Raw genomic sequence first — 12,799 nt, 5'->3', positions numbered from 1 at the left:
TTTTATGTTTGAATTTTTGCTTCACTTGCATACACTTTGGATCAGTTCTTATTTTTTTAAATAAAAGAGTGATCATGTTTTCGAAAACGTATAGCCTTGGAAAATCTCATAGAATCCTAAGAAATAATTATTCCTTGTATAAGCAGAAAGGTAAAAAGTTATCGAAACCTCTTTTAGAAGAATTTGAAAATTTACTCCAAGAGCTCGATAAGGCATGCCTTGAAAAAAATAGGCAAAAAGCAAGCGATCTTGCAAAGCACGTCGAAAAATTTTCAAGCGAACACTTGAAAAAGTCCATTTTCGATTTTACAAAGGAGCTTGTTTTTGCACTTCTATTTGCACTAGCTCTTGCAACCCTTATCCGGCAATCCTGGTTTGAAATCTACGAAATCCCAACCGGTTCCATGCGTCCTACTTTCAAAGAAAAAGATGATGTCACAGCCTCAAAAACAGCTTTTGGCATTAATATCCCTTTGAAAACCGAGCATTTTTATTTCAACCCGGATCTTATTCAAAGGACCGGTATCGTCATTTTTTCGGGCGACGGAGTTGATTTACCAGACACTGATACCAAGTATTTTGGCATTTTCCCTTATAAAAAAAGATACACTAAACGCCTCGTTGGAAAACCGGGTGACTCCATCTATTTTTATGGAGGCAAGCTTTATGGGGTTGATAAAGAAGGGAATAAAATTACGGAACTTCTAGACAGTCCGTGGATGCAAAAGTTAGATCACATTCCTTTCATCCAATTTGAAGGAAAAATCGCAAGCAATAAAACGAGCGAGATCTACTTTCTACATATGAATATCCCGATGGCGAGACTGACATCCAATATGGGGAAAGGAATAAAAGGAGAGGTTTTTGATGGTCAAAAATGGGTTCAGGATACCCCTAAAAGAGAAAAGCATGATAGAATCGAAAGCTATTTCGATATTTTTGGATTAGGAAATTATGCGATGGCAAGGCTTGTCTCAAAAGACGAATTGCCAAAAAATGAAGAAACCTCAAAACTTCAAGACGCTCCCCTCTATTTAGAGTTAAACCATCACCCAAGTCTGACTTTTCCAAGGCTGAACCTGCAAGGAAGAGATGCCGAATACGGAGTACTGCTAAACCCTGAAAAAAGCTTTATTCCTTTAAATCAAGAGCATCTTAAGCGCATTTTAGAAAATATGTATACCGCAAGGTTTGTCATCAAGGATGGCTTTGCAAAGCGCTATAGCGAAGAAGATAGCTCCTTTCGGGAGACAAGCCCAAGATTTCCTAACATGCCGGACGGCACCTATGAATTTTACTATGGGATTGCTTATAAAATTGGAATGGGCGCTATCGCCTCAAAACTTGGAAAAGAATCGCCGCTTTACGACGAATCCCCTCAAAACATTCAAAAGCTCTTCAACCTTGGGATTAACTTTAACCGCGAATTCGACCCGAAAAGAGCGGGACCCAGGCTTTTTCCTCATAGGTACGCTTATTTCAGGGACGGCGATCTTTATTTAATGGGCGCGCCGATTGTTAAAAAAGACGATAAAATTCTCAAAGACTTTATTGCCAAGGAAGAATCCAAAAGTAAATCCTCGTCTTCAGCAAGACCCTATATTCCTTTTGTAGATGCAGGGGCTCCAATTAAAGAAGACGGTCAGCTTGATGTGGAATTTATAAGACGTTTTGGCGTTACCGTCCCGGATAATAAATACCTTCTTCTTGGAGACAACCATGCTATGAGCTCTGACAGCCGCTTTTTTGGGTTTGTCCATGAAAATAATTTGCAGGGGGTGCCTTCTGTTTTAATTTGGCCGACAGGCGAAAGATGGGGCTTTCCTCCGCAAAAACCTTATTACTTTTTTTCTTTACCTCGCTTAATTATATGGGGGATTGCAGCTTTAATAGGACTGCTTTTTTATCTTTGGCATAGAAGCCGGCTTAACAAGCCTTATTTTATAAAAATCAATTTTAAATAAGGAGCTTCTCCCAAGCTTTTTTCTTTAGAGAAAAGGAATAATTTGTTTAAGAGTTATTCCTTTTTTCTTTATACTTTTTACGAATAAGATCTCTGTTTTCTGTTTTTTTTCTTTTCACTCTGTTAAATTAATTTTTTGTAGAGTCTTATTATAAGAAAAATTTTGATTAATAGCACTCCAATCTCTGGCGTCAATATCCTTTGGAGGAACCCTAATGGAACCCTTAAAAAATTCAAAAAATAAAAAGGATCTGGAGATTGAAAGACAAACCACGGCTCCCGAGAGCTTAGATTTTTTTACCACTCGGATGGACGATGCTCTTGAGGAACAAATCGCAAGCGCTCTTCACCATGATACGAAAGAGGTCATTCTTGATAAGGTTGCGAAGATCGCACGCTTTAATGACCCCGTGGATTTAGCCCATATTGCCACAAGGCTTCCCCATCAAGGAAGAATTGTTATATATGACAACTTGCCTGATCTTGATGCTAAAGTCATCTTTATGATCAACACCTCAAATTCGACAAGAACCACCATCTTCCGTCAGATTTCTGATGTCGAAATCAAAGAATTGCTTGAAAAGATGCCCCCTGATGAAGCTGTTTGGATGCTAGATGACATGTCCGACAGGCGCATGAAGAGGGTTCTTGAACTTTTTGACCCCAAAAAAGCCAAGCAAATTCAAGAATTGCAAAAGCATGATCGGGAAAGCGCCGGAAGGCTGATGACCAATGAGTTTTTCTCTTTTCATTTAGATACCACAGTTGGTGAAGTATCAAACGCCATCCGCGATAACCCCGGGATTGAGCTGACTCGAAGAATTTTTGTATTCAACAATAATCAGGAAATCATCGGTTATGTCTCAGCAAGAAGTCTAATTGTCAGCCCACCTTATATGCCGATTAGACAAATCATGCGGCCGCTTCACCATATGGTCCGGGTTGATGCTTCAAGGGATGAGGTCGTCGATATCGTCGAACGCTACAAAATTTCAGCGCTTCCCGTTGTCGATGAAAACGGGCGCATGGTGGGGGTCATCACCTATGAAGATGTCGTTGAGGCTCTAGAGGATATCGCAGATAAGACTATTGCGAATATCGGGGGTACAAGAGAGGATGTCACAGAACACGACCCTCTTTTTCTAAGAATGATCTGGAGAGCGCCTTGGCTTCTTGTTACGCTTTGCGCAGGGCTTATCACCTCCTCTGCCATGATTCACTTTGAAAGAGCCCCCTGGTTTCAATATATGTCTTTTTTCGTCCCCTTGATTGCCGGGATGAGCGGTAATGTGGGACTGCAATGCAGTACCACCCTCGTTAGAAGTATGGCTTTAGGAGAGCTTTCCTATAAGAGCCGAAGAGGAGCGATCGGACGGGAAATCAGTATAGGCCTCTTAACGGGAACAGCTTTCGGAGTCCTTTCAGGCCTTGTGGTTTTCATGCTCTACCACATTGGTTTTCAACCTGCAAATCAAGACGATTTTAGAATCGGGATTACTGTAGCCTGCGGGTTATTCACAGCTTGTGTGAGCGCAACCCTTCTTGGCACCTTCTCACCCTTTATTTTTGATAAATATAACATTGATCCCGCGGTGGCTTCAGGTCCTATTGTGACAGCTTTTAATGACGTTCTATCCTCGCAAATGTTTTTCTTGGTCGCAAGCACGCTCTACATCTTTCTTTCATAAGGGAATCCGCTATGAATTCAAGAGATTCTAAAACTGAAAATGGAAGTTTAATCTTGACACGCCTTCGCTTTTCTTTTTTCCAAAGCATAGAATTCTTTAAAGCTTTTTCTCTCTACACAAACACACAATTTGCAAAAGCCGATCTCTCCTTAAGACTGATGTATCTTTTTAATAACCCCTTTAGCATTAGCAAACGCTTTTTAGAACAAAGGAAGAATGAAGATATTTACGCCTATGGAGAAACCCCTTTAAAGACTTTAGAGCTTATTTTAAGCAAAGTAAAAATCACAAAAGAGGATCATTTTTTTGATCTGGGGTCCGGAAGAGGGCGTGTGGCTTTTTTTATAAATGCTTTTACGGATGCAAAAGTTACTGCTATCGAATTTATCCCTGAATTTGTCGATCGGGCGAAAAGAATTCAGCAAAAGTTAAGGATCCAAAAGCTTTCTTTCATAAATGAAGACTTAATGGAATCCGACTTGAGCTCCGGCACTATTTTTTATTTATACGGATCTAGCTACCCGGATGATTTTCTGAATAAACTTGCTGAGAAGCTTTCCCATTTAAAAGCCGGAGTCCGCGTGATTTCAGTGAGTTTTCCAATCACTGAATACCTAAGGGATAAAAAGCTTTTTGAAGTAATCAATTGCTTTCCCTCTGAATTCCCGTGGGGCGAAAGCACAGTTTATGTAGCAATTAAGAAGAAATAGAATACTTTCGAAAGAAGTCAAATAAAAAGAGCCGTAAAATTTACGGCTCTTTTTATTTAGAATTAATTTTCTTAGAACTAACGGTACAGTGAAGAGGCAGCAGATGCTTCAGCATCTTCCTTAGATTGAATGCCTCTAACAACACCGCTAAGGGTATTATTAGCTTGCTGCTCGGCAGCTTTAGCAGCTTCTCTTTGATTACGGTGATGCTCGTTTCTAGCATTCGCTTCTGCTCTATGGCTTTCGCTATTAGATGTTAGAGGAGTGACAAGAGCCGGAGAAATGCCTTGGGCTACGGTTCCGATTGAACTTCCGATTTGGCCGAGTTGAGTCACTGTTCCGGAAACTTTAGAAGCTCCTTTGACAAGTTCAGCAAACCCTGCAACTCCGCCTGAAATACCGAAAACACCGCCAACGATGCTTAAAAGGCCCGTGCCTATTTGAGCGGCTAGTGTCCATGGAGAATTGTAGGTCTTTCTTAAGTCTTCGATGGCTTTACGCTGACGCTCTACTTCTTCTTGAGAAATCTGAATTTCATCAAAACCAGCTTTTTTAAGGATGATAGCTGTCAATTGACGAAGAAGAGTGTCTACTGTCGTCCAATTTGGATTGGCTTTATTTCTTTCTTCTTCAATGCCTTTTCGAATGGAATCTATCAAGGCAGGGATAGAATAATCATCTTGAGACTCGATGCTAACCGCGTCCTTCATTGCTTGAATTCCGATGTCTGCATCACTTGCGTTAGAAGGCAATTTATCCTTTGCTTGCTGGATAAAATGGCGGTCAATCGTTTGAGTCGCGCTCATATTGGCTACAGGGCTTTTCGAAGCGTTTTGAGCTTCCCCTGCCGCTACGAAAGGGTAACTCGCGCTTATAGGTGAAAATGACATGAGATAAGTCTCCTTATTAAAAAACTATTAACTTTTTACTTAAATAAATGAGGTATATTTTTAATTAACTGGGCCATGCTTGAAACGAAATTGCTCCAGTTTGAATCATATTCTTCAGATTTTTGCATGTTGTCTTGCATCTGATTAGTATTTAAAGTGTGGAAGTGCTTAGCTTCAATGCTCTTAATCTCTGAAGACTCGCTCTGATCTCTAAACACGGACCCGGCAATGTTTGATCCGCCGGAAGCAACACCTGCAAGCCCGGAACCGATGGCTAAAACGGCAGGGAGGGCTACGCCGCCTGAAAATGCGGTGGCAAGAAGGCCGCCGATTGTAAATATTCCGCCTAATAGAGCCGCACCAAAACCTGTCCACCCTAAAATATCTGATTTGGCTTTTAGTTTTGCAGCCTCATCTTTATTTTGCTGATACTCTTTCATTAACGCTTCATTCTCTTCGGCAGTCAAATTAATGTTTTCAGCATAAAGCTGGCTTTGACGCTCAAGAAACCTTGCGTGGGCGGCCATTAAAGTAATAATGGCTTTAAGGTGGTCTGTCGATTCTTCTTGCTTCTTAATGGTATCATTAGCAAGAGGCAGCTTATTCGCCTCATTCTTTTGATTGGCGTGGGATGCGCTCATTTCTAATAAAGCTTTAGACGTTCTAACATTTGGGGAAGCAAGAGAAGGTCTCATGGGAAGCGGGTCGCTTGCTGCCATTTTCAAGGCGTCATTTGCTTTTTTCGCCTCAAGAGTACTCTTTTCAGTCTCAGTTTTATTAACAAGCTTTCTTACTGCTTTTGATAAGAAGCCCAAGCCTTTTCTGACGACTTTATTTTTTACCCCCGAGATCTCTGTATCGAGAGCGTCTAAAGAGGCTATAGAATCTTTGTAGTAAGCTGAATTTGCCGGAGGAAGCGAGGGGTTGGCAGATGTGCCGGCTTTTTTAGCGTTATTTTCTTCAGCGGCTTTCCCTAAGACGGGATTCGCTTGAGGTGAAATAATATTCATCGCTATTTCTCTTTTTTAAATTATATTAAGCTTTTTCCACATTTTCCCTAAAACATCGACTCTTTTATTTAGGGCGTAGTATTTTTCTTTGCCTTTTGTCAAGGCTTTAACACTTTTTAAAGCTTGGATTGCTCTTTTAAACTCATTCATCGAATAAAGACATTCGGCCGCATGGAAGTGAGTATACGGGTCTTGTTCTTTTTCATCCATGAAAGCCGCCATGCTATAGGCATCGACAGCTTCAGGATAGCGTTTTAAAAGTTGAAAAGTGGCTCCAAGGCCTTTCCAGAATCGTCCGTCTTTTCTTCTGACCGCCGTCAATAAAATAAAAAAGTTAAGGGCTTCCTGATACTTCCCTGCCTCATAAAATCCAAAGGCGAAGCTATAAAGGGACTCGACCAGACTGTCATCAATTGCCCTTAAGTTCTTTAAATCGGCTGTTTCAGGATCAAAATCTTCCAACACCTTTTTTAAATCTAAAGGCAATTTATCACTATCGATTTCTGAAAGAACTTTATCCATATGAAGCCTAAAAAGTTTTAACGGCCGCCAGCATTCCTTGCCATCGTTTTCTTTAAGTCAGAAAGCGTCTTAAGCGAGCTATGAGCCATCTGAATGGTTTGGTGTCTTTCGTTCGTAGCTCGGTTTACCGTTTGAAAGTCCATCTCTGTTTTAGTGGTATATTCAGAGACTTTCATACGAACGTTTTCTATCACTCTTTCTCTTTCCGCAGAATCAAATTCTCCATCCGTCTTAGAAATGGCAATCCCTTCAGCTTTTGCTTCATTGAGCATCTTCTCAAGATCAGACCCTTTTTCGACTGTAACTTTTCCATTCACCGTCTTAGCATTTATGGCCGCAATCAAATCCTGGAGTTTGGCAGCTTTGGTTTGCCGATCGCTCAATTTGTTTAAGTTATCACCGATTTTATCATCGAGATATTTAAATCTATCGACTTTGACCATAAGGAAAAGCTGCTCCACCGTGTAATCATCCGGGTTTATGGGCCTATCTTCGTCAAGCTCTTTAATCTTATCGGTCGGGCTTACGCCGGTACTGTCTACCATGGTCCTTCTCCTAATGTTGAGTCTTGCCAAGCTCTCTATCAAACTTTAGAGAACGAAAGAGTAATTTAACCACAAAACCATTTGGATTGGGTTAATTTTTTATTAATATTATGTAAACCGACTTCTGGTTGAACGTAAAAATGTAATAAAGCGCGAAAACTCAATTAAAATAAATAAAAATTTTAAATAATTAACTTATTAAAATCAACTAAAACTTGCATTTAACGATAAAGAGAATTTTTGAATTTAAACCCTAATGTTTCCTACTAGTAAATTTCTTTTCCTACAAGCCTTGCTAAACCAAGTTAGGCCTATTTTAAAATAGGGCTGGCTCTTTTAAGAGCCGGGGCGTTTTCGATTCCCTAGGGAAAAAGAAACCGAATCTAAACTATTATAGGTCGCAATCCGGGTTTTAAACTTGATTCTCTTCTTTTATCCCTATATAATAACAAGGTTTTTTAAATTATCTACTTTATAAGGGTAAAAATGGCAAGAGAATCCTGGGGTTCCCGATTCGGGTTTATTCGGGTTTATTATGGCTGTGGCTGGGTCCGCTATCGGGCTTGCCAATATCTGGCGCTTCCCCTATCTCGTAGGAAAAAATGGCGGCGCGGCTTTTATTCTCGTTTATATTTTCTTTTTAGCATTAATTGGATTTCCTGTGCTAGTCGCAGAAATCGCAATCGGGAGAAAAACTCTTCTTAACCCAAGCGGCGCCCTTAGGAAACTCGGAGGTCCGCTTTGGAGCTCAGGGGGGAAACTCATGATTTTAACAGGGTTCTTAGTCAGCTCCTTCTATAGCGTCGTCGCGGGATGGATTCTTGGTTATTTTATTGAAGCTCTCCAGGGGAATGTTTCAAACTTTACTTCCACTATAGAGGCCCAAAACACCTTCCTCTCTCTTATTGCGTCGCCTTACTGGGGCCTTTGCTTTCATTTTCTGTTCCTTTTATTTTGTGCCGCGGTACTCTATTTAGGGGTAAGGGAAGGTATTGAAAAAGGCACAAAAATAATGATGCCGATTCTTTTTGTCGTCTTAATCCTCTTAGTTATTAAGGGAATCTCGCTTGATAATTCCTCTGATGCGATCACTTTCTTACTCTCCCCTGACTGGTCTGTTTTAACAAAAGGGGCCATACTTGCAGCCCTTGGACAAGCTTTTTTTACTTTAAGTTTGGGTCAGGGAACGATGATTACTTATGGTAGCTATCTCAGCAAAAAAGAAAGCATTATCAAGACTTGCATTCCGGTTATCCTCATGGATTTAGTCGTCTCTTTGCTTGCAGCTGTTGCGGTGTTCACAATCGCTTTTTCGGTCGGAATTCAACCCGATTCCGGACCCGGGCTTATTTTCCACACTCTGCCCTGGGTTTTTAGCCAGCTCTCAGGAGGATACCTTATTGCGGTTGCCTTTTTTCTGCTTGTATTATTAGCTGCCATGACCTCTGAGATCTCAGCTCTTGAGCCGCTTATTGCCTATCTCTGTGATGAAAAAGGCTTTTCTCGTCATAAAGCTGTAATGTGGGCGGCAACAGGGGCGTTTATAACAGGCATTCCTTCTGCCTTATCCTATGGGATCTTGAAGAATTGGACGATTGATTCAATGCCTATCCTTGATTTTATGGATTATCTTTGCAGCAGCATCCTGATTCCAATCGGCGGGCTTTTAGCTGTAGCATTTGTTGGATGGCGTTGGAAGGTCAGTAATGCCATTCAAGAGATAAAAGTCGGCTCTCTTGAGAGTTTTGAAAAGCATCGATGGCTCACCCCATATTTTAAAATTTCTTTTCAATTCGGAGCGCCTATCTTTATTATTCTTATCCTAATGAATGCCTTAGGTTTATTCGGATAATAGAATTCTTTCGAAACTCGCTTTGATTGGAAGAATGGGCTGGTTTTGTGTAAATTTTGAAAGCATAGAATAACCTATGCGTGAAAAATTTAGGAAAAAAGATGCCAAAAAAAGCCTATTTTAACAATTGAATGGACTTTCGAAAGAAGTCTAATATAAAAGACCCCTCGGTTTAAACTTGTGACTTTGAGCCTCTTTTACTTTCTTTCGTTAAAGAAGCAGCAAGCAAGCCATCTTATTTTCGAGGCTTGTTCCCGCAGCTTTGAGCCAAAATTTGAATACGGTAAGGAAGTTTTATTGTCATGACTGACATAAAGATTAGGACCAATCAACAACATTTTAGGCCATCCACTTAAAAAAAGTTCATCTCAGTTATTTAAATGTAATTTAATATTCTCACACACTTATTTACAATAAGCATAAATTTTCTCAATCCGTTAGAAGAATCTTAGTTGTTTAAAAATCAAGATTTAAAGAAAAGTTCTTTAGAAATAGTTAGAGATGGCTCTTGCCAAGCAGTTAAAAAAGGATTAAAGTAGATCCAAAATCAATTTTTTTTCGAATAAGATGAAACAACACCCTTTTATAGAATCAACCTTCACTAAAAAAGACACCGTTTTTGAAGTCGGTCTAAGGCCCCAGCATTTAAATGAATTTGTGGGTCAGGAATTGATTTGCGAAAGGTTGAATGTGATGATTGGCGCTGCAAGAAAAAGAAATGAGACATTAGGCCACTGCTTATTTTTCGGCCCTCCCGGACTTGGCAAAACGACCCTTGCGACCCTTCTTGCAAAATCGATGGGTACAAATCTAGTCTCAACTTCAGCACCGGCCATTGAAAAACCAGGTGATTTGGCTGGCCTTCTGACAACTTTAGAGGAAGGCGATGTTCTCTTCATTGATGAGATTCATCGTTTGAATAAAGCCATTGAAGAATATTTGTATTCTGCCATGGAAGATTTTTCAATCGACATTTTGATTGACTCGGGCGCAAATGCAAGATCTGTAAAACTTAAACTTAAGCCCTTCACTTTAGCTTGCGCAACAACAAGACAAGGCATGATTACAGCTCCCCTACGCTCCAGATTTGCCCTCACTTGCAGACTAGACTTTTACCCAATCGAAGCCTTAAAGAAAATTATTTTAAGAACGGCGAGTCTTCTTAATTTTGACATCGACCCTCAAGGGCTTCACGAAATTTCTTCAAGGTCAAGAGGCACCCCGAGAATTGCCAATAACCTTCTTAGGTGGGTACGGGATTTTTCCGAGATGAAATCGGATGGATGCGGCAAAGATACCGTTGTAAAAGCCCTTGAAATGCTAACTATTGACCATCTTGGACTCGACGAAATGGATAGAAAAATTCTTCAAGTAATTATCGAGCACTATAATGGAGGCCCCGTCGGTTTAAAAACTGTCGGGATTGCCCTTGGAGAAGATGAAAACACTCTTGAAGAGGTTTATGAACCGTATTTAATCCTTCTTGGTTTTCTTAAAAGAACGCCAAGAGGCCGTGAAGCAACCACTAAAGCTTATCAACATATGAACATTATTAAAAAAGGAGAACCTGATTATGATTGCTAGGGTCATTCTTACCCTTATTGCCCTGATCCCGCTTTCATGTTCTTTAGAAGCAGGAACGCTATGGGATTCAGTAAACAGCTATTTTTCAAAAAAAATTGACACGACCCCTACTTTACGCATTTTAGTTGCGAAGGAAAGGACGGCTTTGGATATGGCAATCCAAGGAAAATTTCGAATTTACGACCCAAAAAACGGAGAGCTTTTAGCGACAAGAAAGCTTGGCAGGTCAGGGCCTATTGAAGCGACAAGTGCCGGCATCAAATGGGGAGAAGGGTTCCCGGGAATCCACCAGCTTCTTATCGTTCCGGATCACATCGGAACCACCATTGCTTTAGATGGGAAAGAATATCAGGGCAGCTTGTACGTCTATGAAATCGATGGAAAATTAAACGCCATTAATAGAATTGGCGTGGAAGAGTTATTGTATAGCGTCTTAAGCCAAGACTTCAATGAATATACGCCTCAGGAATTATTGGCCTCTCTTGCTATTGTCGCAAGAACGAATGCCTATTTTTTGGCTGATAACCCTAAAAATCCGTTTTGGACTTTAGATGCGGAACAAATAAATTATAACGGCATCAATCGTTCGCTTTATAATCCTGCGGTTGAAGAAGCGGTTCGACACACCCGTTATATGGTTTTATCTAAAAAAAGCTCATTTGATGCTGTTTCCAGCACCTTTCCGGCTTTTTGGGCGGATGCTTCCTCTAAACTTGCAGGAAGCGGGAAAGTTGGGTCTAAAATTTCAATAAGCGAAGCCAAACCCTTGGCGGACCGCGGCCAAACAGCCTCCCAAATTTTAGCAAAAGCTTTTCCTGGTACTGAAATCGTACTTATCCAGAATACGACCTACTAATCTAAAAGAAGGATGGTGTAACACCATCCTTCTTCTTTATTGAAATGAAAAACCATAAGTCCTTATACTGGTTTTGTTTATAAACTAATGGTTTCCTTTTATTCAGATGAATCCCAATCAAATTTTAGATTTAGATGCCTATGACTTTTCCCTGCCTGATGACTTAATCGCTAAAAGTCCCATGTCCCCAAGAGATCACTCCCGTCTTTTAGTCATCGATAGAAAATCAGGGCAAATGACAGAAAGAAAATTCTTCCAAATTAAAGATTTTTTTTCTAAAGGCGACTGTCTTGTCACAAACAATACAAAAGTCATTCCGGCAAGGCTAATCGGCGCTAAGGAAACAGGGTCTAAGGCCGAGTGTCTATTGCTTAAAGCCCTGTCCCCCTTTTCTTGGGAAGCGCTTGTCAAACCGGGAAAAAAAATCACCGAGGGAACCCGTTTAATTTTTAGCGAAGGATTCGAAGCTTTAGTTACAGCTGTCTTGCCTTCCGGAAATCGGGTCTTGGAATTTAGATGCGATTCCATGAGTATTCCAGAAGCAATAAAAAAATACGGAAAAATACCACTGCCCTCTTATATTAATGAAGGCGAAGCGAAAGAGGAAGACCGTATTACTTATCAAACTGTATACGCTAAAGAAGAAGGCTCAGCCGCTGCGCCAACTGCCGGACTTCACTTCACTCAAAACCTATTGGATGACATTAATAAACAAGGTGCCGATCTTCTATCTGTCACCCTTCATGTGGGGGTCGGTACCTTTAGACCTGTAAAAGAAAAAGACATCAGAAACCATCTCATGCATTCTGAGAGTTATATGATTTCAACTGAAACCGCCTCTAAAATAAATGAATCGAAAGGAAATCTTTTTGCAGTAGGAACAACCTCTTTGCGTGCTATCGAGTCTAATGCCTCCTTAAACGGGAAACTTACCGGGGGTTCTTTTGATACTTCTATTTTTATTTATCCCGGTTTTCAATTTAAGCGTGTGAATCATTTAATCACGAACTTTCATTTACCAAAATCTTCCCTTCTTATGCTGGTTTCAGCCTTCGCAGGTTACGATTTGATAAGGGAAGCCTACCAAAAAGCTATCAAAGATCGTTTTAGGTTTTATTCTTATGGCGATGCCATGCTGATCATTTAGACGATTAACTTCTTTTGGAAATCCCATTCGAT

At 40.4% G+C, this 12,799-nt stretch carries 11 protein-coding genes; 7 read left to right on the top strand and 4 right to left on the bottom strand.

Annotation, left to right across the window (positions count from 1 at the left end):
- Nucleotides 1-74: 74 nt before the first annotated feature.
- From lepB to CSEC_RS02815, 3 genes are all read left to right on the top strand, one after another.
- Nucleotides 75-1,964, top strand: a complete 1,890-nt coding sequence (lepB, locus tag CSEC_RS02825) for a signal peptidase I (protein ID WP_053331714.1) — start codon at nucleotides 75-77, stop codon at nucleotides 1,962-1,964.
- 214 nt (nucleotides 1,965-2,178) lie between these two features.
- On the top strand, nucleotides 2,179-3,651 hold the full coding sequence (gene mgtE, locus CSEC_RS02820) for a magnesium transporter (RefSeq protein WP_079977954.1): 1,473 nt from the start codon (nucleotides 2,179-2,181) through the stop codon (nucleotides 3,649-3,651).
- A gap of 11 nt (nucleotides 3,652-3,662) precedes the next feature.
- On the top strand, nucleotides 3,663-4,361 hold the full coding sequence (locus tag CSEC_RS02815) for an SAM-dependent methyltransferase (protein ID WP_041016893.1): 699 nt from the start codon (nucleotides 3,663-3,665) through the stop codon (nucleotides 4,359-4,361).
- 77 nt (nucleotides 4,362-4,438) lie between these two features.
- Here CSEC_RS02815 and CSEC_RS02810 read toward each other — a convergent pair whose 3' ends face one another.
- From CSEC_RS02810 to CSEC_RS02795, 4 genes are read right to left on the bottom strand one after another with little or no spacing between them, the layout of a single operon-like run.
- Nucleotides 4,439-5,251: a hypothetical protein gene (locus CSEC_RS02810; RefSeq protein WP_041016892.1), complete on the bottom strand. Its 813-nt coding sequence runs from the start codon at nucleotides 5,249-5,251 to the stop codon at nucleotides 4,439-4,441.
- Nucleotides 5,252-5,286: 35 nt separating this feature from the next.
- On the bottom strand, nucleotides 5,287-6,261 hold the full coding sequence (locus CSEC_RS02805; RefSeq protein WP_041016891.1) for a hypothetical protein: 975 nt from the start codon (nucleotides 6,259-6,261) through the stop codon (nucleotides 5,287-5,289).
- Nucleotides 6,262-6,276: 15 nt separating this feature from the next.
- Nucleotides 6,277-6,783: a SycD/LcrH family type III secretion system chaperone gene (locus CSEC_RS12540; RefSeq protein WP_053331713.1), complete on the bottom strand. Its 507-nt coding sequence runs from the start codon at nucleotides 6,781-6,783 to the stop codon at nucleotides 6,277-6,279.
- 17 nt (nucleotides 6,784-6,800) lie between these two features.
- Entirely contained in the window at nucleotides 6,801-7,328 is a 528-nt protein-coding gene (locus tag CSEC_RS02795; protein ID WP_041016890.1) for a hypothetical protein, read from the bottom strand.
- Nucleotides 7,329-7,863: 535 nt separating this feature from the next.
- On the opposite strand from CSEC_RS02795, the gene CSEC_RS02790 reads away from it, so the two are divergent.
- The 4 genes from CSEC_RS02790 (at nucleotide 7,864) to queA (ending at nucleotide 12,767) form a co-directional block, all read left to right on the top strand.
- The gene (locus tag CSEC_RS02790) at nucleotides 7,864-9,180 is read left to right on the top strand and encodes a sodium-dependent transporter (protein ID WP_154017606.1); all 1,317 of its coding nucleotides are present in this window, start codon (nucleotides 7,864-7,866) and stop codon (nucleotides 9,178-9,180) included.
- 567 nt (nucleotides 9,181-9,747) lie between these two features.
- Complete coding sequence (gene ruvB / locus CSEC_RS02785) at nucleotides 9,748-10,764, top strand: Holliday junction branch migration DNA helicase RuvB (RefSeq protein WP_041016889.1); 1,017 nt, start codon at nucleotides 9,748-9,750, stop codon at nucleotides 10,762-10,764.
- Nucleotides 10,754-11,620, top strand: a complete 867-nt coding sequence (locus tag CSEC_RS02780; protein ID WP_041016888.1) for a SpoIID/LytB domain-containing protein — start codon at nucleotides 10,754-10,756, stop codon at nucleotides 11,618-11,620. The genes ruvB and CSEC_RS02780 overlap by 11 nt, the downstream gene beginning before the upstream one ends.
- A 106-nt stretch (nucleotides 11,621-11,726) precedes the next feature.
- A complete protein-coding gene (gene queA / locus CSEC_RS02775; protein ID WP_041016887.1) occupies nucleotides 11,727-12,767 on the top strand; it encodes a tRNA preQ1(34) S-adenosylmethionine ribosyltransferase-isomerase QueA in 1,041 nt (346 codons plus the stop codon).
- The last annotated feature ends 32 nt before the right edge of the window (nucleotides 12,768-12,799 follow it).

Origin of the sequence: Criblamydia sequanensis CRIB-18, assembly GCF_000750955.1 — a bacterium.
Classification (GTDB): Bacteria; Chlamydiota; Chlamydiia; order Chlamydiales; family Criblamydiaceae; genus Criblamydia; species Criblamydia sequanensis.
The sequence above is the reverse complement of the archived record's forward strand: the minus strand, read 5'-3'. Positions and strand labels throughout refer to the sequence as shown.